The sequence below is a fragment of the Burkholderia sola genome, assembly GCF_905400185.1.
GTDB classification, from domain to species: Bacteria; Pseudomonadota; Gammaproteobacteria; order Burkholderiales; family Burkholderiaceae; genus Burkholderia; species Burkholderia sola.
This window is the reverse complement of record NZ_FR989675.1, coordinates 581949-601827: the sequence shown is the minus strand read 5'-3', so window position 1 is coordinate 601827 and position 19879 is coordinate 581949. Positions and strand designations below refer to the sequence as shown.

Genomic DNA, 19879 nt, shown 5'->3' with positions numbered 1-19879 from the left:
GAAGCTGTCGATGTGCTTCGGATTGTAGGAGCGCACGCACTCGTCTCCAATATTTGAGTGCGTTGTCCAGATAATGAGAATTCAGGCGGGATAGGCAGCGGGCTCGCTGCGCCGGCCGCGCCATGCATACGGGGGCGGGACCTGCCGTGTCGCAGGTTCCGCCCCCGTTTGTTCATGCCGTACCGCGCTTACTGCTGGCTCGTGCTGCGCGCCTGCATGTAGCGCTGGACGTCGGCGAACGACACACGGCCGCTGCCGCCCGCGTCGATCTGCCGGAAGTGGTTCGCGACATAGCCGAGGCCGGCCGCGCGCGCCTGCGACTCGGTGATCGAACCCGTGTTCTGCGTGTCGGCCGCGCTGAACTGCCGCGCGAGCTTGCGCACCACCTGCGCATGCAGCGCGGCGCCGGTGGTCTGCGTGCCGGCGGTCGCGTGGCGCGCGGCCGGCGGCACGTACGGATCGCCGAGCTGCGCCTGGCGCGCACGCGCCGGTGCGGCAGCGGCGTCGCTCGCCTGCGCGAACGCGGAAACGGATGCGGCGGCGCCGACGCATGCGAGCGCCGCGGCAACGACGATGAAACGATTCTTCATGTCAGGCTCCAGTCTGGAATGAGGTCGTCGACTGCCGGCGAGCGGCGCCGCCGAGGGCGCCCGTCGCCGGCGTGGCGCAATCAGTGCGCGGCCACGTTGTAGAAGGTCACGAGGTCGGCTTTCTCCTGCGGACGCGACGTATCGTCGAGATAGACCATGTGCCCGCCCTGATAGTCCTTGATCGTCAGGTTCGGTTGCGTGCCGAGCCGCGCGAGGTCGAGCTCGGTCTGGTAGAACGGCGTCGCGATGTCGTGATAGCCGTTCAGCGACAGCACCTTCAGCGCCGGGTTCAGCGTCAGCGCCGCGGCCAGATCGGGGATCGTGTCGGGCATCGCGAGGCCGTCGTGCGTCCAGTCCCACGTGTTGATCGCATTGCTGCTCACCGAGTAGGCCGACTGCGCGGTGTACTTCAGCTCGTTCGGCAGGTAGCTGCCGATCGTGTCGGTGAACGGCTTCGTGATGAACGAGCTGGACGGATCGCCGTCGGCCGCGAGCGGGCTCGACACGGGCACGTTCACGCGTGCGTCGTAGCGGCCGATCAGCGTGCCCGGCACCAGCGACAGCTGGAAGCTGTTGTCGAAGAAGGTCGGGACCACGTTGAAGTCCGCATTCCACAACGCCTGCTTCACGCCGGTCGAATTCGCCATCGTCGTGACGAGATTCGGCGGCGGCGGCGTATGGCTCGCGAGGTACGCGTTCACGGCGGGCGCGTAGCTGCCGGCCGTCAGCAGCCGCATCTGGTCCGCATACTGCGGCAGGTTCGACGGGTTCGGGTTGTCGAGCTGGTAATACGCGCCGACCGTGCCATACGACGGCACGAAGCCCGCGCAACTCACCGGGCTCGCGCCGTTGTTCGAGTTGCCGACATAGTCGCTCGCCATGTCGCAGTTCGTGTTGTAGTTCAGGATCGACGACTGCAGCACGATGCCGTCGAGCTTCACGCCGGCCGTCTCGAGCAGGTTCGCGAGCACGTCGGTGCGCGGCGTCCCGTACGATTCGCCGAACAGGTATTTCGGCGAATCGTTGCGCTGGTTCACGCTCAGGTAGCGCGTCACGAAATCGCGGAACGCGCCGGCGTCCTGGTCGACGCCCCAGAACGTCTGGTTCGTGTTCGGCGCGACCGCTTCCGAGAAGCCGGTGCCGATCGCATCGACGAACACGAGGTCGGTCGTGTCGAGCAGGGTTTCCTGGTTGTCGACGAACGGGAACGTCGACGCGTTCGCGTTCGGGTCGCCGGTCTGGATCCGGCGCGGGCCGAACGAGCCGAGGTGCAGCCACACCGACGCCGAGCCGGGGCCGCCGTTGTACAGGAACGTGACGGGCCGCTTCGCCGCGGGCTGGTTGTCGGCCGTGTACGCGACGTAGAAGAACGAGGCCTCGGGCGCGCCCGTCTGCGGATTGCGTGCGACGAGGTGGCCGGCCGTGGCCGTGTACCGGATCGTCTTGCCGTTCAGCGTGATCTGATGGTGCGTGACGGCGGCCTTTTCGACCGCGGTGGAGGCATCGAGCGACGCGTTCGCGCTCGACGAATAACTGTTTGGATCGTTGTACGCGCGGTCGACCTGACCGGCAGGGTCGGCTGAATTGGCGGCGCTCGCTGCAGACGACGACGTCACGTCGTCATTGCAGGCCGTCAGTATCAGCGAAGAACACACCACTCCCAACAACAGCTTCGCTTTGCTCGCTGGCATCGTTGCGTCCCTTCTCGCATGTTTTTTTGTCGAGCAGCCGGATAAGCCGCCCCCCGCCTCGATTGCGGCCGATGAGCCGAGGCGCCGGCCAATATACGCGAGCCCGCCGGCTTTGAAAAATTTGGAAATATTCGGCGCGCAAGCAGTGCAGCGCACACCTTTCAGGAATGCTTCGATTCGCGAAACGTTGCATTTCACGTCGCTTTCATCGACTTTCGCGTTTACTGGTAACGACTAAAAAAGCACCCGTTTCGTGCGATGACGCTCAACAAAAACATGCACTCGCCGATATTGCTCGCCAAAGCGAAATAGACGAATTCGTCTAAAGGATGCGGCCCGAAAGGGTGATGACACGAATGCGCTGCAACGCAGCAATCCTGCGCGAACGGCAGAACGGACAACGCAGCGACGCGGGCGCGCCGCTTACTCGGATTGCGGCAGCTCGGCCGCGCCCATCCGGCGTGCGATGATCGCCGCACGCTGCGCCTGGTAGGCCGAGCCGCGATGCGCATCGAACCAGCGCGGCTTCGGCAGCATCACCGCGAGACGCGCCGACTGCCACGCGCCGAGCCGGCTCGCGGGAATCTTGTAGTAATAATGGGCGGCCGCTTCCGCGCCGTACACGCCGCGCCCCCATTCGACCGAATTCAGGTAGATCTCGAAAATGCGCTCCTTGTCGAGCACCGTTTCGAGCATCCACGTGATGATCAGCTCCTGCCCCTTGCGGATGTAGCTTTTCTCGCGCGACAGGAACAGGTTGCGTGCGAGCTGCTGCGTGATCGTCGAGCCGCCCGCGACGATCCTGCCGCGCGCCTTGTTCTTCTCCCACGCCTGCAGGATCGCGTCGACGTCGTAGCCGTTGTTGGTCGCGAAGGTCGAATCTTCGGACGCGATCAGCGCGCGCTTCAGGTTGCGCGAGATCTGGTCGTACGGCACCCACTGGTGCCGGATCTGCGCGGGCGGCGTGTCGCGCGACAGCCACCACGCGTCGGTGCGCATGAACGCGGTCGAGCCGGGATTCACGAACGACCACAGCGCGATCTGCGCGAGATAGAACAGCTGCGTCGCGAGCCACGCGAGCGCGAACACCGATCCCGCATAGACGATCCAGCGCGCGATGCTCACCGTCCGCGTGCGCTGCGTGCCGCTCACCGCCGCCACGTGCCGCGCTCCGTTCAGCTCGCCGCGAGCGCCTGGCGCAGCGCGGCCAGCACCGGTGCGCCGTCCGGCCGCACGCCGCGCCAGATGAAGAACGATTCGGCCGCCTGCTCGACCAGCATCCCGAGCCCGTCGGCCGTGCGCGCGCCGAGCGACGCCGCGTGCTGCATGAACACGGTCGGCTGCGCGCCGTACATCATGTCGTACGCGAGCGTGCCGGCGCCGAACGCGGCCGCGTCGCATTCCGGCAGCGCGGCATCGAGGCTGCCGGCCGTCGCATTGATCACCACGTCGTACGGCTCGGCCCGCACGACGCCGGGCCCGCCGCCCGCGAGCATGCAGCCCGCATCGTGCGCGGCCTGCATGAACTGGCCGACGAGCGCCTCGGCCTTGCTCGCGGTGCGATTGACGATTCCGATCGACAGCGGCGCGCGGTCGAGCAGCGGCAGCACGACACCGCGCGCGGCGCCGCCCGCGCCGAGCAGCAGGATGCGCGCACCCGCGAGCGACACGCCGAGATTCGCTTCGATGTCGCGCACGAGGCCCACGCCGTCGGTGTTGTCGCCGTAAAGGCGGCCGTCGGCGTCGATGCGTAGCGTGTTCACCGCGCCTGCCGCCGCCGCGCGCGGCGACAGCGTGTCGGCGAGCGCATGCGCGTCGAGCTTGAACGGCACCGTCACGTTCGCGCCGCGACCGCCTTCGGCGACGAACGCGCGCACGGCGGCCTCGAATCCGTCGACCGGCGCGAGCCGGTGCGCGTACTCGATCGGCTCGCCGGTCTGGGCGGCGAACTGCGCGTGGATGAACGGCGACTTGCTGTGCGCCACCGGGTTGCCGAACACGACATAGCGGTCCGTGCCGCTCGTCGACGCAACTGCGTTCATGATGCGCGTCCCTCTTCGCCGTCGTTGCCGCTCGCGGCTTCGCCGCCCTGTGCCGCCGCGTCGCCCGATTCGGCCAGCGCTTCGGCCTCGGTTTGCGCCGACGCGTCTTCCGCGTCGACCAGCGTGTCGTCGCCGCCTTCGGCATCATCCTCTTCGTCGGCCTCGGCCGTATCGCCGCTCGTCACGGTCGGCGCGTCGAGCACGTTCAGCAGACGCACCGACGCCTCGATCGTCAGTTCGTCGAGCGACATCACGTCGAGCAGCACGCGCGTGCCGCGCGCATGCACGCCGAGTCCCGGCACGTGCAGCAGCAGCGGGATTTCCTCGAGGCGCACGAGATCGCCCTTGACGACGCTCGCGACGACCTGCTTCTTCTGCTCCTGCTTGAGCCAGCGCAGGCACCAGAAGTACTCCATCCGGCGCTGGTAGTCGGCGTAGGCCGTGTACGTATCGTCGAAGCCCTGCACGACCGCGTAGAGATCGGCGTCCTTCGGCTTGAACGGCGCGGCGAGCTTCGCGGTGACGCCGTGCTGCACGCACGCGAGCAGTTGCCACTGGTTCACGAGGTCGACGTAGCGGCGCAGCGGCGACGTGCTCCACGCGTACTGCGCGACGCCGAGGCCTTCGTGCGGCGCGGCCGTCGTCTGCATCCGCGTGCGCTTCGGGCCCGGCGCGCCGAAGCCGCGCTGGGACCGGTAGATGCCGGGCACCGTGTGATCGTGCAGGAACGCGCCCCAGGTCGAGTTCGCGAGGATCGCGAGCTCCGACACGATCAGGTCGAGCGGCGAGCCGCGGCGGCGCGGCGTGATCGTCACGTGCTCGCCTTCGACGTAGAAGTTGTAGTCGGTGTTGCGCTGCACTTCGCGCTTCAGGCCGTAGCCCGCGCGCGCGACCTGGCGCTTCTCGAACAGCGCCTGCGCGAGCGGCCACAGCACGGCGATGTCGTCCTTGTGCGGGTAGTCGCCGGTGCCGGCCGCGAGCGTCTCTTCGTTGACGAGCTCGTCGAGCGTGTTGTGGCGCAGGTTGTTCTTCACGAACACGAGCTCGGCGCGGGTCTCGTTCGCGACGATGTCCTGCGTGTCGCGGTTCACGATGATGTACAGCGACAGCGCCGGCCGGTAATCGCCCTCTTTCAGCGTGAACACGTCGACGACGTCGTCCGGCAGCATCGTGATCTTGTCGCCCGGCATGTAGACGGTCGACAGGCGCGCGCGCGCGATCGCGTCGACCGGATCGCCGCGCACGATGCCGAGCGCCGGCGCCGCGATGTGCACGCCGATCCGCACCCGGCCGTCGGCCAGGTGCTCGACCGAGAAAGCGTCGTCGATTTCGGTCGTCGTGATGTCGTCGATCGAGAACGCCTCGACGTTCGCGCGCGGCAGGTCGTCCGGCAGCGGGCCGACCGTGACGGGCGGAAAGCCGGTGCCGTGCGGGAAAAATTCCGCGAGGAAGCGCGCTTCGTGCAGCGCACGCGGCGACTCGATGCCGCCGCAGTCGAGCATCAGCCGCGCCGGCGACACGCCGCGCGCGCCGGCCGCCGCTTCCATCGCCTTGTATTCGATCGAATTCTTGTCCGGCCGCGTCAGCAGCCCGAGCACCTTGCCCGCGAACGCTTCCGGCAGCTTGCCCGCCTTCAGCTCTTCTTCATACTGCGCCTGCACGAGCGCCTGCTGGCGCTTGCGCTCGAGCGACGCGAGCGCCATCTTGAGCTGCTCTTCCGGCGCGCGCTGGTACTGGCCGCGCCCCTTGCGGCGGAAATAGACGGGCGAGCCGTGCAGCCGCAGCACCAGCGCCGCGCGCTCGACCGGGCCGTACGTCGCGCCGAAGTATTCGGCGGCGAGCGCCGTATACGCGAACTCGTCGGCCGGCGCGCATTCCCACAGGAAGTCCAGATCGATCTGCTGCGCGGCCGTGTCGGCCTCCTGCATCAGTTCGCCTGCAGCCGGCTTGTCGAATTCGATCAGCACGTCTTTCGCGCGCACCTTCGCGCGCCGCCCGCCGGGCAACTCGACCTGAAATGCGTCGCCCTGGCGCGACAGCACGCTGCCCGCCTTGAAACTGCCCGATTCCTCGAAGAAAACGTTCACTCAGTACTCTCGTTCAGACTGCCGGGCGCCGCGTCGGCGGCGCCGCATGATGATGGGAATTCGATTGGCACATGGCCGGTTTATGACGTCTTTCCGTCGCAAAACGCGAGAACGTCGTCGACATAGTCGGCAAATTCGCTGATTCCGTGGTCGCTGCCGTCGATCACGCGGGTTTTCGCGCCCGGGTAATGGGCGAGCATCTCGCGGTAATCGAGCACTTCGTCGCCGGTCGCCGCGAACAGATAGTAGCGGTCGGCGCGCGTGATCGCCGGCACGCGCAGCGCGTCGAGTTCGTGCAGGTGGCGGCGCTCGACGACGATCGTGCCGCCGCCGTGCCACAGCGGCTGCTCGCCCAGATGTTGTTCCAGATCCCGCTGCGGCACGATCGCCGGATTCAGCAGCACGGCTTTCCAGCCATGCTTTTCGGCGAGCCACGTCGCGTAATACCCGCCGAGCGAGCTGCCGATCACGGTCACGTCGCGCGCGCCCGCGACCTCGGCTTCCGCCACCGCGATCGCCTCCAGCGGCGACACCGACAGCGACGGGCACCGCCACTCGTCGGCGCGGCCGAGTTCGGCCATCCGCGCGGCGAGCAGCCGCGACTTCTGCGATTCCGGCGACGACCGGAAGCCGTGCAGGTACAGGATCACGGGCGGCTCCCGAGCGCGTCGAGCAGCTTCTGGTGCACGCCGCCGAAGCCGCCGTTGCTCATCACGAGCACGTGGTCGCCCGGACGCGCGGCCTCGACCACCGCCTTCACCAGCAGATGCAGATCGTCGAATGCGCGCGCGCGCTCGCCGAGCGGCGCGAGCGCCTCGGCGAGATTCCAGCCGAGCGCATCGCGCCCGGTCGGCGCGCCGTAGCCGAACACGAGATCGGCATCGGCCAGGCTCGCCGGCAGTTGCGACTTCATCACGCCGAGCTTCATCGTGTTCGAGCGCGGCTCGAGCACGGCGAGGATGCGGGCATTCTGGCGGCCGATGCGCGCACGAAGACCGGCGATCGTGGTGTCGATCGCGGTCGGATGGTGCGCGAAATCGTCGTAGACGGTCACGCCGTCCACGCTGCCGCGCACTTCCATGCGGCGCTTCACGTTGCGGAACGACGCGAGGGAAACCGCAGCCTGCGCCGGCGGCACGCCGACGTGGCGCGCGGCGGCGATCGCCGCGAGCGCGTTCATCCGGTTGTGGTCGCCCTGCACCTGCCACGCGACTTCGCCGACGCGCTCGGCTTGGCGATACACCGCGAAGCGTTCGTCGACCGGCACGCCGTCCTCGGCCGGCAGCGCCTGCCAGCCGCCGTCGACGCCGAAACGCTCGACCTCGCTCCAGCAGCCGCGCGCGAGCACGCGCTCGAGCGCATCCGAGCGGCCGTTCGTGACGATCCGCCCGACGCCCGGCACGGTGCGCACGAGATGGTGGAATTGCGTCTCGATCGCGGCGAGATCGGGGAAGATGTCGGCGTGATCGAATTCGAGGTTGTTCAGTACCGCGGTGCGCGGCCGGTAGTGCACGAACTTCGAGCGCTTGTCGAAGAATGCCGTGTCGTACTCGTCGGCTTCGATCACGAAGAAGCTCGAATCGGTGAGCCGCGCGGACACGCCGAAGTTCAGCGGCACGCCGCCGATCAGGAAGCCCGGGTTCAGGCCGGCATCTTCCAGCAGCCATGCGAGCATCGACGACGTGGTCGTCTTGCCGTGCGTGCCCGCGACCGCGAGCACCCACTTGCCGGCGAGCACGTGCTCGCCGAGCCACTGCGGACCCGACACGTAAGGCAGGCCGCGATCGAGGATTGCCTCCATCAGCGGATTGCCGCGCGTGACGACGTTGCCGATCACGAACAGGTCCGGTTTCAGGTCGATCTGCTCGGCGCCGTAGCCCTCGATCAGCGTGATGCCCTGCGCCTCGAGCTGCGTGCTCATCGGCGGATAGACGCCCGCGTCGCAACCCGTCACCGTGTGGCCCGCCTCGCGTGCGAGTACGGCGAGACCGCCCATGAAGGTGCCGCAGATGCCAAGAATGTGGATGTGCATAGAGGAATGCTTTCGCGCCGCCGGGCGCCGTCGATTCGGAAAGGATGCGTGTGCGGCGCGCCGGCGAGGCCGTGCGGCCGGCGCCCGGCCAACGACCTGGCCGCGACACAAAGAGCAGTATTGTAACTGACGGCCTGCGATGCCCGGCGGCCCGAACGATGCGCGCGAGCGGCGCCGGCGCCCTCGGACGGCGGGCCGCCGCACCCGCGCTCGGGCGCCGTGGCGATCGAGTATGATTGCCGGATCATGTCTCGCAAACCTCTTGTCGACCCGCGGCGCGTCCGCGAGGAAATCGCCCAGTCCGCCGCCCGCCTGATCGCGGAGGACGGCCAGGACTATGCCGGCGCGAAGCGCAAGGCCGCGCGCCAGTTACTGGGCGATTCGCGCGTTGCCGGAGAATGGCTGCCGGATAACGACCAGATCGAGGAAGAACTGCGCGAGTACCTCGCGCTGTTCCAGAGCGACACGCAGCCGGACGAACTGCGCCGCCTGCGCGAAATCGCGCTCGACTGGATGGGCCGGCTCGCCGAGTTCCATCCTTATGTGACGGGCGCCGTGCTGAACGGCACCGCGAACGCGCATTCGGATATCCATTTGCAGGCCTTCACCGACAACCCGAAGGACGTCGCGATCTACCTGCTGAACCAGAACGTCCAGTACGACGTGTCCGAGACGCGGCATTTCGCGGGCCGCGGCGACGTCGAGACGCTCAGTTTCCTGTGGCGCCCGCGGCGCGACGTGGATGCGATCGGCATCCATCTTGCGCTGTATGCGAGCGACGACCTGCGCGGCGCGGTGAAGGCCGACGCGCGCGGCCGCGTCGCCCGCGCGGACGCCGCGGCGCTGCGCGCGCTCGTCGACGCAGGCCAGGCTCCTTCCGAACCGGATTGACTCAACGATGATGATGAAACGCATGTTGGCGCTCGCGGTGGTCGCGGCCGCCGCCATCGCCGGCGGGCTCGCCGCCGGCCACTGGTTCCGCGGCGGCAGCGCCGACGACGGTGTCGCCGTCGCCGCGCCGGTCGCCCACGGCAATCCGGTCGACCAGCTGTGGGCGTCGTCGCTGACCGGCGTCGATGGCAATCCGGCGTCGCTCGCTTCCTTCAAGGGCCAGAAGGTTGTGGTCAATTTCTGGGCGTCGTGGTGCGGCCCGTGCGTCGAGGAGATGCCCGAGCTCGTCGCGCTGTCACATCAGTACAAGCAGAAAGGCATCCGTTTCGTCGGAATCGGCGTCGATTCCGGGCAGAACGTGAAGAACTTCCTGCAGAAGGTGAAGGTCGACTATCCAGTCTTCGTCAGCGGCTACGCAGGCGCCGATCTGGCCCGAAATTTCGGAAATACCGCCGGCGCGCTGCCGTTTACCGTCGTCATCGACGAAACCGGCAAGATTCGCGAGACAAAATTGGGACAAATCCAACCGGCCGAGCTGAAAAAGACGCTCGACGCACTGTAATCGGTCCGAACGGCAGCCCGCACGTTGGCGGCGATTTGCAGGTCGATCGCGGCAATTTCGCGTGAATTCGCGGATACTTTGCGCCCGCGCCGGTAATTCTTGCAGGTCCGGCGCGCCTGGCCGTTCGGCAAAACTAGACAAATTTCTCTAAATAGCGCTAAAGTTCGCGCAATTCCGCAGAAATAGAAGCGACCATGACACGATTGCTGGTGTTGCACGGCCCCAACCTGAACCTTCTCGGCACCCGGGAACCGGAGGTGTACGGCCGCGTCACGCTCGCGCAGATCGATCAGGCGCTTGCCGCGCGCGCCCGGGAAGCCGGCGCCGAACTGTCGTCGTTCCAGAGCAACCATGAAGGCGCGCTGGTCGACCGCATCCAGGCCGCGCGGGAGGAACAGACCGATTTCATCCTGATCAATCCGGCCGCGTATACGCACACGAGCGTTGCGATCCGGGACGCGATCGCCGGTGTCGGCATCCCGTTCGTCGAGGTTCACTTGTCGAACGTGCATCGCCGCGAAGCGTTCAGGCACCACTCCTACTTTTCCGACCAGGCCGAAGGCGTGATCTGCGGGCTCGGCTGGAAAGGTTATCTGTACGCGCTCGAGTACGCGCTGGACAAGCTGCAAGGCGCGTCGCGCGGCTGATTTCGCGATCTAGATTCAGCGCCGGCCCCTCACCGGCGCTTTCACGTATTGAAAGGGGAATTCCCGATGGATCTTCGTAAGCTGAAAACTCTGATCGACCTCGTTTCCGAATCCGGCATCTCCGAGCTGGAAGTGACGGAAGGCGAAGGCAAGGTGCGCATCGTCAAGAACGCGCCGCCGGTCTACGTGCAGCCGACGGCTGGGTATGCCCCGCAAGTCAGCGCGCCGGCTCCGTCGGCCGCGCTGCCGACCGACGGCGCGGCGCCGGCCGCCGGCGCAGCCGCCGCACCGGCCGTCCCGCAGGGACACGTCGTGACGTCGCCGATGGTCGGCACGTTCTATCGCGCGCCGTCGCCGGGCGCCGACCCGTTCGTGCAGGCCGGCGACACGGTCAAGGAAGGCCAGACGATCTGCATCATCGAAGCGATGAAGCTGCTCAACGAGATCGAGTCGGACAAGGCCGGCGTGATCAAGGAAATCCTCGTCGAGAACGGCCAGGCCGTCGAATACGGCCAGCCGCTTTTCGTGATCGGCTAAGCCCGCCGCGCGGCCCTGCCGGCCGCGCGCCGCCGAGATGCTCGCCAGGCGCCGTTCGCGCGCCCCTCGAAGAGACGAATACTCGCTATGTTTGAAAAAATCCTCATTGCCAACCGCGGTGAAATCGCGCTGCGCATCCAGCGCGCGTGCCGCGAACTCGGCGTCAAGACGGTGGTCGTGTACTCGGAAGCCGACAAGGAAGCCAAGTACGTGCGCCTCGCCGACGAAGCCGTCTGTATCGGCCCGGCCCCGTCGAACCTGAGCTACCTGAACATGCCGGCGCTGATCAGCGCCGCGGAAGTCACCGACGCCGAGGCGATCCACCCCGGCTACGGCTTCCTGTCCGAGAACGCCGATTTCGCGGAGCGCGTCGAGCAGTCGGGCTTCACGTTCATCGGCCCGCGCCCGGAAACGATCCGCATGATGGGCGACAAGGTCACCGCGAAGCAGACGATGATCAAGACCGGCGTGCCGTGCGTGCCGGGCTCGGAAGGCGCGTTGCCGGACGATCCGAAGGAGATCGTCAAGATTGCGCGCGCGATCGGCTATCCGGTCATCATCAAGGCGGCGGGTGGCGGCGGCGGGCGCGGGATGCGGGTCGTGCACACCGAAGCCGCGCTCGTCAACGCGGTCAACATGACCCGCGAGGAAGCCGGCCGTGCGTTCGGCAACCCGCAGGTGTACATGGAGAAGTTTCTCGAGAACCCGCGCCATATCGAGATCCAGGTGCTGTCGGACGCGCACAAGAACGCGATCTGGCTCGGCGAGCGCGACTGCTCGATGCAGCGCCGCCACCAGAAGGTGATCGAGGAAGCGCCGGCGCCCGGCATTCCGCGCCGCCTGATCGACCGCATCGGCGATCGCTGCGCGGACGCATGCAAGAAGATGGGCTACCTCGGCGCGGGCACGTTCGAATTCCTGTACGAAAACGGCGAGTTCTACTTCATCGAGATGAACACGCGCGTGCAGGTCGAGCACCCGGTATCGGAACTGATCACCGGCGTCGACATCGTGCAGGAACAGATCCGCATCGCGGCCGGCGAGAAGCTCACGCTGCGCCAGCGCGACATCCAGTTCCGCGGACATGCGATCGAATGCCGGATCAACGCCGAAGATCCGTTCAAGTTCACGCCTTCGCCGGGCCGGATCACGTCGTGGCATACGCCGGGCGGCCCCGGCGTGCGCGTCGATTCGCACGCCTACAATGGCTATTTCGTGCCGCCGAACTATGATTCGATGATCGGCAAGCTGATCACCTACGGCGCGACACGCGAGCAGGCGATCCGCCGGATGCGCATCGCGCTGTCGGAAATGGTCGTCGAAGGCATCCAGACCAACATCCCGCTGCACCGCGAGCTGATGATCGACGCGAAGTTCGTCGAAGGCGGCACCAGCATCCATTACCTCGAAAACCGGCTCGCGCAGAAGCAGCAGGTCGCACCGGAAGAAGCGTAAGCATGAGTTATCGCGAACTCGTCGTCGAACTGGCCCGCGAGCATGCGGAGGCCCTGTCCGACGCACTGCTCGATCTCGGCGCGCTGTCGGTGTCCGTCGAGGACGCCGACGCCGACACGCCCGACGAACAGCCGCTCTTCGGCGAGCCGGGCCTCGTGCCCGATCGCACCGCGTGGCAGCACTCGCGCGTGGTCGCGCTGCTGTCGGCCGATCACGAGCCGGCCGTGCTGCTCGCGGCGGCCGCGAACGAGATCGGCCTCGCCGAGACGCCCCAGTTCGTCGTGCGCGAAGTCGAGGAGCAGGACTGGGTGCGGCTCACGCAGTCGCAGTTCGAGCCGATTCCGATCGGCGAGCGGATCTGGGTCGTGCCGTCGTGGCACGACGCGCCCGATCCCGATGCGCTCGTCCTCGAGCTCGACCCCGGCCTCGCATTCGGCACCGGCAGCCATCCGACGACCCGTCTGTGCATGGAGTGGCTCGAGCAGTCGGTGAAGCCCGGTCAGTCGGTGCTCGACTACGGCTGCGGCTCGGGCATTCTCGCGATCCTCGCGAAGAAATGCGGGGCGAACCCCGTGATCGGCATCGACATCGATCCGCAGGCAGTCGAATCGGCGCGCCAGAACAGCGAACGCAACCGGGCGGAAGTTACGTACGGGCTGCCCGATGCGTGCCCGGACGGCGAATTCGACATCGTCGTCGCGAACATCCTGTCGAATCCGCTGAAGCTGATGGCGTCGATGCTCGCATCGAAGGTCAAGCCGGGCGGGCGCATCGCGCTGTCGGGCGTGCTCGCGCGCCAGGCGGACGAAGTCGCGGCCGTTTATGCGCGCTACGTCGACATTTCGGTCTGGCGCGAACACGAAGGCTGGGTATGCCTTGCCGGAACGCGCCGCGAAAGCCATTAGAATAGCGCTGTCCTTCACTCTGGCCAGCAGGCCGCCCGGCTCGACATGCTTCTTGCGACGCGCTGCCCTCATTGCGAAACCGTCTTCCGGCTGCAGCAGGAACAGCTCTCGCTGCATCAGGGGCTCGTGCGCTGCGGCCATTGCCACGAAGTCTTCAACGCCGCCGAATCGCTCGTTCCCGAGTACGCGCCGCAGCCCGAGCCGGCATTAACCGAGCCGGCTGCCGCGCCGCACGGCGGCGACGCGCATCCGCAGCAGGCCGCCCCGGCCCAGCTGTTCACCGCCGACGCGCCGCCCGAATTGCCGACCGGCGCCGATTACAAGCCGGAAGGCTGGGACATGTGGGCGCCGTGGCTCGACGCCGGCGTCGATCCGTCGCTGCAGCACAGCGTCGAGACCGTGCGAACCGAGCCGTTGATACCGCTCGCGCTGCCGTCCACGGAAGCGGGCGTCGTCCACCTGTCGGGTACGCCCGAGCCGTTCGCGTCGTCGCCGGCCGAGCTCGATGCTTCGGCTGCCGTCGAGCAACCGGCCGAACCGCATTCGCCGCAGACGCGGCACGAACCGCACGAAACCGAAGAAGCCGCGCCGTCGCCCGTACCCATCGCGCCCGTCGAGCGCGATCCGCGCGAGCCCCGCTTCGTCGCTCACGTTCCGTCCGACACGGAAACCGCCGCCGGACCGGTCGAACCCGCGCCGATCGAACCCGTCGTCCCCGCGCACTTCGTGGCGCCGGACGACGAACGCGCGCCGCGCGAACCCCGTTTCGCGTTCACGCCCGCACCGGCCTTCACCGAAGCCGAGACCGCATCGGAACCCGGCACCTTCACCCGGCACGACAACGCGTCGACCGCGGCGGCAACCGATGAACCGGTCGCCCGGACGGTCACCCAACCGCCGGCCCAGCCCGACGTCCAACCGGTCGCCCAGCCGGTCGCCCAGCCGGTCGCCCCCTTCCCCGCCGCCCTGACCGACGACGATCGCCCGCACTTCGCCGTCACGCGCGAGACGCGCGAGACGCGCGCGCCGCAGCGACGCGGGATGCTCGGCGGCTTTTTCGGCGGCCTCGTCGCGGCCGCGCTGGTCGGGCTGCTCGTCGCGCAACTGGCGTGGTGGCAGCGCGAGACGCTGATGATCTACTGGCCCGTCACGCAGGGCTGGTTCCGGCAGGCGTGCGCGCCGCTCGGCTGCACGGTCACGCCGCCGCGCGCGATCGACGGGCTGCGGCTCGAGCCGACCGACCTGCGCCAGCTCGACGGCCCGCGCGAGCTCGAACTGAAGGTGCCGCTGACGAACCGCTACCGCGTCGCGCTCGCATACCCGTCGCTCGAACTCACGCTGCTCGACGACACCAATCACGTCACCGTGCGCCGCGTGCTCGCGCCGCGCGACTACGTGCGCCCGGGCACGCCGATCGACGCCGGGCTGCCGCCCGGCACGACGCAGACGATGGTCGTCCGCCTCGAAACGAACGGCACGCCCGCCTCGAATTTCCGCGTCCAGATCTTCTATCCGTGACGCGCCGCGGCGCGCTTGCGCGCCCGTCTCAACCCGCGCGCCCGAGCGGCGCGCTATTTCGGAGCACGAACATGAGCAAAGTTACGCTGGGTGGCAACCCGATCGATCTCGCCGGCACATTCCCGGCCGTCGGCGCGCAAGCCGCCGATTTCAAGCTGGTCGGCAAGGATCTCGCCGATATGACGCTCGCCAGCTTCGCCGGCAAGCGCAAGGTGCTGAACATCGTGCCGAGCCTCGACACGCCGACCTGCGCGACGTCGACCCGCAAGTTCAACGAAGCCGCGTCGTCGCTCGACAACACGGTCGTGATCGTCGTGTCCGCCGACCTGCCGTTCGCCGCCACGCGCTTCTGCACGACCGAAGGCCTCGCGAACGTCGTGACGGCATCGACGTTCCGCACCGGCCGCGCGTTCGCGAACGCCTACGGCGTCGACGTGACGAGCGGCCCGCTGAACGGCCTGACCGCACGCGCGGTGGTCGTGCTCGACGCGCAGGACAAGGTGATCCATGCGGAACTCGTCGGCGAAATCAAGGACGAGCCGAACTACGATGCAGCGCTCGCCGCACTGAAGTAAGCTTTCTTCCGCTTTCCCCTGCCGCGCCGCGCCCTTCGCGCGGCGTTGTCGCGCAGGGCCCCTCATTTCTACAGGAACGCACACCTTGGCTACGCTGATTTGCGGCTCGATCGCCTACGACTCCATCATGACCTTCGAAGGGCGGTTCCGCGAGCACATCCTGCCCGACCAGGTGCACCTCATCAACCTGAGCTTCCTCGTGCCGACGATGCGCCGCGAATTCGGCGGCTGCGCGGGCAACATCGCCTACGCGCTGCACCTGCTCGGCGGCGATGCGCGCATCATGGCCACGATGGGCGCGTTCGACGCGCAGCCGTATCTCGATCGGTTCGACCAGCTCGGCCTGCGCCGCGATCACGTTCGCGTGCTACCCGATACGTACACCGCGCAAGCGATGATCACGACCGATCTCGACAACAACCAGATCACCGCGTTCCACCCGGGCGCGATGATGCAGTCGCACCTGAACCACGCGGGCGACGCGCCGGACATCAAGCTGGCGATCGTCGGTCCGGACGGCTTCGACGGGATGGTGCAGCACGTGGAAGAGCTCGCCAAGGCCGGTGTGCCGTTCGTGTTCGATCCGGGCCAGGGCCTGCCGCTGTTCGACGGTGCGACGCTGCGCCGCAGCATTGAACTTGCGACCTATGTCGCGGTCAACGACTACGAGGCCAAGCTGGTGAGCGACAAGACGGGATGGTCCGAAGATGAAATCGCCAGCCGGGTCGACGCGCTCGTCATCACGCGTGGCGAGCACGGCGCGACCATCCGCCACAAGCAGGGTGCGGAGCAGATTCCGGTCGTGCCGGCCGAGCGCGTCGCCGACCCGACCGGCTGCGGCGACGCCTTCCGGGGCGGCCTGCTGTACGGCATCGAGCACGGCCTCGACTGGGCAACCACCGGCCGCCTCGCGAGCCTGATGGGCTCCCTCAAGATCGCCCATCAAGGGCCCCAGACTTACGACCTGACGCGCGCCGAAATCGACGCACGCTTCGAGACTGCGTTCGGTTACAGTCTCAAATGAATATTGTGGGAGAGCAAAGATGTTGACGAAAAAAACCCTCACGCTCGCGGCCATGCTGACGGCCACGCTGACTCTCGCCGGCTGCTTCACGGCACCCGGTTCGGCGGATGTCTATAGCGTCGGCCAGGCGCAGCGCGAACAGACGGTCCGCATGGGCACGGTCGAAAGCGTCCGTGCGGTGCGCATCCAGTCCGACGGCGGCGGCAGCGCGATCGGCACGCTCGGCGGCGGCGCGCTCGGCGCGGTCGCGGGCAGCGCGATCGGCGGCGGCAAAGGCTCGATCCTGACGGCGATCGCCGGCGGCCTCGTCGGCGCGGTCGCGGGTAACGCGGTCGGCGAAAACCTCAGCACGGCGAACGGTGTCGAAATTACCGTGCGCCTCGACAACGGCGATCTGCGCTCGATCACGCAGGCAGCCAGCGGCGAAGCATTCCGCGCCGGCGAGCGCGTACGCCTGCTGTCGAGCGGCGGCGTCACGCGCGTCACGCACTAACCGGTATCCTCAGCGCGCGGCGCAAGCCGCGGTCGAACGCATGTGCGAAGCCGCACATGCGTTTTTTTTCGTCCGCCCGTTTTCATCCGCGCCCGCGTCGGCCAGCTCATCGGCGGCCCATCGGCGACTCGTGCGAACGAAAAAAATCCCGCCATCTGAGCCAGATGGCGGGATTGATTGAGTAGCGCTACTCAACCCACGGACACCACGTGCGTGTCCGGGTGATGCTGCTCAGCCGCGATTACGGACGGCTGCCGGTCGGGAACGGCCATGCGGCTGCCGGGTTGAGCGCGGTCTTCACGCCCGATGCCGGCGCAACCGATGCGGTCGACGCGGTCGTTGCCGGCGCAGCCTTCTTCACGACGGCCTTCTTCGGCGCAGCAGCCTTCTTCGCCGGTGCGGCAGCCGTCTTCGCAGGGGCAGCCTTCTTGGCGGGCGCAGCCTTCTTCGCGGCAGCCTTCTTCGCAGGCGCGGCCTTCTTGGCAGCAGCCTTCTTCGCCGGCGCAGCCTTCTTCGCAGCAGCCTTCTTCGCCGGTGCGGCCTTCTTGGCGGCAGCCTTCTTCGCCGGTGCCGCCTTCTTCGCAGCAACCTTCTTCACTGCGACTTTCTTGGCTGCAACCTTCTTCGCAGCGGCCTTCTTGGCCGGTGCCGCCTTCTTCGCTGCGACCTTCTTGGCTGCAACCTTCTTCGTTGCGACCTTCTTTGCAGCGACCTTCTTTGCAGCGGCCTTCTTCGCCGGTGCTGCCTTCTTCGCGGCAACCTTCTTCACCGCGACCTTCTTCGCAGCAACCTTCTTCACTGCGGCCTTCTTCGCCGGCGCAGCAGCCTTCTTCGCAACGGTCTTCTTGGCGGCAACCTTCTTAGCAGCCGGTTTCTTCTTGGCAGTAGCCATGTTGTTCTCCTTCAGGTTCAGATGAGAGTCAGTTCAAACTACACCCTTCGTCAAAACCCGCTTCCCGCGGACGCTGTTCAGGACGTGCGCTTCGAAGCGGGCTATTCATCGGCGTACGCAGATACCGCGCGCTTACGCTAATGAATACGGTATGGCGCGCGTGACCCCATGGCCTCGCACGCCAAATCAAGTCGGTAGCCGGCGCACCTCGCGCCGCTACCCCTAATCGCTTGATCAAGCGGACCGCCACACGGCCGTCCGCTTTTTCCGGAGGGAAGTTTGCCCATCCCACTGAAGGGTTCGCAAAGTGCCTGTCGTATCGTTGGGCCGTTAAGGCACCGGGCATGCTTTGCATCAGGCGTTCTTGCTCCTAAACCTTGGGCCAGGGCCGAGAGGCCACCGGCTGCTCCATCATGTAACGGGTTCGCTGCTGCGGGTTATTCCCAGGACAGCGCGCCCCCCGTCTGATACTCGATCACACGCGTCTCGAAGAAGTTGCGTTCCTTCTTCAGGTCGATCATCTCGCTCATCCACGGGAACGGGTTTTCCTCGTTCGGATACAGCGGGTCGAGGCCGATCTGCTGGCAACGGCGGTTGCTGATGAAGCGCAGATAGCTCTTGAACATCGACGCGTTCAAACCCAGCACGCCGCGTGGCATCGTGTCCTCGGCGTAGCGGTATTCGAGTTCGACAGCCTGCTTGAACAGCTCGCGGATCTCGGCGCGGAATTCCGCGGTCCACAGATGCGGGTTCTCGAGCTTGATCTGGTTGATCAGGTCGATGCCGAAGTTGCAGTGCATCGACTCGTCACGCAGGATGTACTGGTATTGCTCTGCAGCACCCGTCATCTTGTTCTGGCGGCCGAGTGCGAGGATCTGCGTAAACCCGACATAGAAGAACAGGCCTTCCATGATGCAGGCGAACACAATCAGCGACTTCAGCAGCTTCTGATCCGCTTCGAGCGTGCCGGTCTTGAAGGCCGGGTCCGTCAGCGTATGAATGAACGGGATCAGGAATTCGTCCTTCGCGCGGATCGACGTGACCTCGTGATACGCGTTGAAGATCTCGCCTTCGTCGAGGCCGAGCGATTCGACGATGTATTGGTACGCGTGCGTGTGGATCGCTTCCTCGAACGCCTGGCGCAGCAGGAACTGCCGGCACTCCGGCGCCGTGATGTGGCGGTACGTGCCGAGCACGATGTTGTTCGCCGCGAGCGAATCGGCCGTCACGAAGAAGCCGAGGTTGCGCTTCACGATGCGGCGCTCGTCCTCGGTCAGACCGTTCGGGTCCTTCCACAGTGCGATGTCGCGGGACATGTTGATTTCCTGCGGCATCCAGTGGTTCGCGCAACCGGCCAGATACTTTTCCCACGCCCACTTGTACTTGAACGGCACCAGCTGATTGACGTCAGTCTGGCCGTTGATGATGCGCTTGTCGGCGACATTGACCCGCGCTTCCGACCCGCCGGCGGGAACAGCCGATGCTTGCGGCGGCACCGCAAGATCGCCTTCGAAAATGTCGCGGACCTGATGGGCGGCAGGCGTTGCAGCCTGCATTCCGACAGCCATCCCGGCGGAGGTGCGCATCGCGTTTTGCTGCGCTCCGCTCGCGGGGGTTACGGCAGTCTTCTCGTCATCCCAGTTGAGCATAAATTCTCACCATCAATTTAGAACGGTTTGTACCATCTTTTCCTGAGCGATAAAAGGGTTCGCTCACGAAAAATCCTTTTTTCGATTCGCGTTGCGACCTCGATACAACACTTTGAGCAACGCATCGTCGTTCATGCAGCGCGCGATGTGAGTCGCGCGTGTATCGCGAGGTGCGCTCGACGCATCGAACGCCGATCGAAACGCGACGCCGTCGGAGATGTTTCGATCGCTTGTCATTGCCTGCAACGCAGGTGTCGCGTTACAGATTCCTTATCATTTTTTTAGTTGA

General features: G+C 66.6%; 20 protein-coding genes. 10 read left to right on the top strand and 10 right to left on the bottom strand.

What is annotated here, in order from left to right; genetic code table 11:
* Positions 1 to 188: 188 nt before the first annotated feature.
* The 7 genes from KR541_RS02770 to mpl all read right to left on the bottom strand — a co-directional run bounded on the left by KR541_RS02770 (position 189) and on the right by mpl (position 8442).
* Positions 189 to 590, bottom strand: a complete 402-nt coding sequence (locus KR541_RS02770; protein ID WP_050013859.1) for an EF-hand domain-containing protein — start codon at positions 588 to 590, stop codon at positions 189 to 191.
* Between the two features lie 80 nt (positions 591 to 670).
* Positions 671 to 2281 carry a S10 family peptidase gene (locus KR541_RS02765; RefSeq protein ID WP_176015577.1) on the bottom strand — a complete coding sequence of 537 codons (1611 nt, stop codon included), beginning with the start codon at positions 2279 to 2281 and terminating at the stop codon, positions 671 to 673.
* Positions 2282 to 2704: 423 nt separating this feature from the next.
* Positions 2705 to 3442, bottom strand: a complete 738-nt coding sequence (gene mtgA, locus KR541_RS02760; protein ID WP_050013861.1) for a monofunctional biosynthetic peptidoglycan transglycosylase — start codon at positions 3440 to 3442, stop codon at positions 2705 to 2707.
* Positions 3443 to 3456: 14 nt separating this feature from the next.
* Complete coding sequence (aroE, locus tag KR541_RS02755) at positions 3457 to 4323, bottom strand: shikimate dehydrogenase (protein WP_050013862.1); 867 nt, start codon at positions 4321 to 4323, stop codon at positions 3457 to 3459.
* Positions 4320 to 6410 (bottom strand): RNB domain-containing ribonuclease, encoded by a 2091-nt coding sequence (locus KR541_RS02750; RefSeq protein ID WP_050013863.1) that lies wholly within the window; start codon positions 6408 to 6410, stop codon positions 4320 to 4322. The genes aroE and KR541_RS02750 overlap by 4 nt, the downstream gene beginning before the upstream one ends.
* 80 nt (positions 6411 to 6490) lie before the next feature.
* A complete protein-coding gene (locus KR541_RS02745) occupies positions 6491 to 7060 on the bottom strand; it encodes a YqiA/YcfP family alpha/beta fold hydrolase (RefSeq protein WP_050013864.1) in 570 nt (189 codons plus the stop codon).
* Positions 7057 to 8442: a UDP-N-acetylmuramate:L-alanyl-gamma-D-glutamyl-meso-diaminopimelate ligase gene (mpl, locus tag KR541_RS02740; protein ID WP_050013865.1), complete on the bottom strand. Its 1386-nt coding sequence runs from the start codon at positions 8440 to 8442 to the stop codon at positions 7057 to 7059. Before mpl ends, KR541_RS02745 begins: the two co-directional genes overlap by 4 nt.
* Positions 8443 to 8688: 246 nt before the next feature.
* On the opposite strand from mpl, the gene KR541_RS02735 reads away from it, so the two are divergent.
* The 10 genes from KR541_RS02735 to KR541_RS02690 all read left to right on the top strand — a co-directional run bounded on the left by KR541_RS02735 (position 8689) and on the right by KR541_RS02690 (position 17049).
* Complete coding sequence (locus KR541_RS02735; RefSeq protein WP_050013866.1) at positions 8689 to 9333, top strand: hypothetical protein; 645 nt, start codon at positions 8689 to 8691, stop codon at positions 9331 to 9333.
* 7 nt (positions 9334 to 9340) lie between these two features.
* Positions 9341 to 9895 (top strand): TlpA family protein disulfide reductase, encoded by a 555-nt coding sequence (locus KR541_RS02730; RefSeq protein WP_050013867.1) that lies wholly within the window; start codon positions 9341 to 9343, stop codon positions 9893 to 9895.
* 194 nt (positions 9896 to 10089) lie between these two features.
* Positions 10090 to 10542, top strand: coding sequence for a type II 3-dehydroquinate dehydratase (gene aroQ, locus KR541_RS02725; RefSeq protein ID WP_027783493.1), 453 nt, complete (start codon positions 10090 to 10092; stop codon positions 10540 to 10542).
* A 66-nt stretch (positions 10543 to 10608) separates the two neighbouring features.
* Positions 10609 to 11079: an acetyl-CoA carboxylase biotin carboxyl carrier protein gene (gene accB, locus KR541_RS02720; RefSeq protein WP_050013868.1), complete on the top strand. Its 471-nt coding sequence runs from the start codon at positions 10609 to 10611 to the stop codon at positions 11077 to 11079.
* A gap of 87 nt (positions 11080 to 11166) precedes the next feature.
* The gene (gene accC, locus KR541_RS02715; protein WP_050013869.1) at positions 11167 to 12534 is read left to right on the top strand and encodes an acetyl-CoA carboxylase biotin carboxylase subunit; all 1368 of its coding nucleotides are present in this window, start codon (positions 11167 to 11169) and stop codon (positions 12532 to 12534) included.
* 2 nt (positions 12535 to 12536) lie between these two features.
* Positions 12537 to 13439 (top strand): 50S ribosomal protein L11 methyltransferase, encoded by a 903-nt coding sequence (gene prmA / locus KR541_RS02710; RefSeq protein ID WP_006496752.1) that lies wholly within the window; start codon positions 12537 to 12539, stop codon positions 13437 to 13439.
* A 45-nt stretch (positions 13440 to 13484) separates the two neighbouring features.
* On the top strand, positions 13485 to 14957 hold the full coding sequence (locus tag KR541_RS02705; protein WP_216089339.1) for a zinc-ribbon and DUF3426 domain-containing protein: 1473 nt from the start codon (positions 13485 to 13487) through the stop codon (positions 14955 to 14957).
* A gap of 71 nt (positions 14958 to 15028) precedes the next feature.
* A complete protein-coding gene (gene tpx, locus KR541_RS02700) occupies positions 15029 to 15532 on the top strand; it encodes a thiol peroxidase (protein WP_216089338.1) in 504 nt (167 codons plus the stop codon).
* Positions 15533 to 15617: 85 nt separating this feature from the next.
* On the top strand, positions 15618 to 16556 hold the full coding sequence (locus KR541_RS02695; protein WP_050013873.1) for a carbohydrate kinase family protein: 939 nt from the start codon (positions 15618 to 15620) through the stop codon (positions 16554 to 16556).
* A gap of 19 nt (positions 16557 to 16575) precedes the next feature.
* On the top strand, positions 16576 to 17049 hold the full coding sequence (locus KR541_RS02690; protein WP_006476977.1) for an outer membrane lipoprotein: 474 nt from the start codon (positions 16576 to 16578) through the stop codon (positions 17047 to 17049).
* Positions 17050 to 17290: 241 nt separating this feature from the next.
* Here KR541_RS02690 and KR541_RS02685 read toward each other — a convergent pair whose 3' ends face one another.
* From KR541_RS02685 to KR541_RS02675, 3 genes are all read right to left on the bottom strand, one after another.
* Positions 17291 to 17941, bottom strand: a complete 651-nt coding sequence (locus KR541_RS02685; protein ID WP_089488157.1) for a histone H1-like DNA-binding protein — start codon at positions 17939 to 17941, stop codon at positions 17291 to 17293.
* Between the two features lie 28 nt (positions 17942 to 17969).
* Positions 17970 to 18296, bottom strand: a complete 327-nt coding sequence (locus tag KR541_RS02680; RefSeq protein ID WP_080334256.1) for a hypothetical protein — start codon at positions 18294 to 18296, stop codon at positions 17970 to 17972.
* An 82-nt stretch (positions 18297 to 18378) separates the two neighbouring features.
* Positions 18379 to 19590, bottom strand: coding sequence for a ribonucleotide-diphosphate reductase subunit beta (locus tag KR541_RS02675; protein WP_014898151.1), 1212 nt, complete (start codon positions 19588 to 19590; stop codon positions 18379 to 18381).
* Positions 19591 to 19879 lie beyond the last annotated feature (289 nt).

Bases quoted from the DNA above. Each gene is read 5' to 3' on its own strand.
- KR541_RS02730 (WP_050013867.1), top strand. From the start codon at position 9,341: ATGATGATGAAACGCATGTTGGCGCTCGCGGTGGTCGCGGCCGCCGCC.
- accB (WP_050013868.1), top strand. From the start codon at position 10,609: ATGGATCTTCGTAAGCTGAAAACTCTGATCGACCTCGTTTCCGAATCC.
- mpl (WP_050013865.1), bottom strand. From the start codon at position 8,442: ATGCACATCCACATTCTTGGCATCTGCGGCACCTTCATGGGCGGTCTC.
- accC (WP_050013869.1), top strand. From the start codon at position 11,167: ATGTTTGAAAAAATCCTCATTGCCAACCGCGGTGAAATCGCGCTGCGC.
- KR541_RS02685 (WP_089488157.1), bottom strand. From the start codon at position 17,941: ATGGCTACTGCCAAGAAGAAACCGGCTGCTAAGAAGGTTGCCGCCAAG.
- KR541_RS02690 (WP_006476977.1), top strand. From the start codon at position 16,576: ATGTTGACGAAAAAAACCCTCACGCTCGCGGCCATGCTGACGGCCACG.
- KR541_RS02675 (WP_014898151.1), bottom strand. From the start codon at position 19,590: ATGCTCAACTGGGATGACGAGAAGACTGCCGTAACCCCCGCGAGCGGA.
- KR541_RS02770 (WP_050013859.1), bottom strand. From the start codon at position 590: ATGAAGAATCGTTTCATCGTCGTTGCCGCGGCGCTCGCATGCGTCGGC.
- KR541_RS02680 (WP_080334256.1), bottom strand. From the start codon at position 18,296: ATGCAAAGCATGCCCGGTGCCTTAACGGCCCAACGATACGACAGGCAC.
- KR541_RS02765 (WP_176015577.1), bottom strand. From the start codon at position 2,281: ATGCCAGCGAGCAAAGCGAAGCTGTTGTTGGGAGTGGTGTGTTCTTCG.
- aroE (WP_050013862.1), bottom strand. From the start codon at position 4,323: ATGAACGCAGTTGCGTCGACGAGCGGCACGGACCGCTATGTCGTGTTC.
- prmA (WP_006496752.1), top strand. From the start codon at position 12,537: ATGAGTTATCGCGAACTCGTCGTCGAACTGGCCCGCGAGCATGCGGAG.
- tpx (WP_216089338.1), top strand. From the start codon at position 15,029: ATGAGCAAAGTTACGCTGGGTGGCAACCCGATCGATCTCGCCGGCACA.
- KR541_RS02705 (WP_216089339.1), top strand. From the start codon at position 13,485: ATGCTTCTTGCGACGCGCTGCCCTCATTGCGAAACCGTCTTCCGGCTG.
- KR541_RS02735 (WP_050013866.1), top strand. From the start codon at position 8,689: ATGTCTCGCAAACCTCTTGTCGACCCGCGGCGCGTCCGCGAGGAAATC.
- aroQ (WP_027783493.1), top strand. From the start codon at position 10,090: ATGACACGATTGCTGGTGTTGCACGGCCCCAACCTGAACCTTCTCGGC.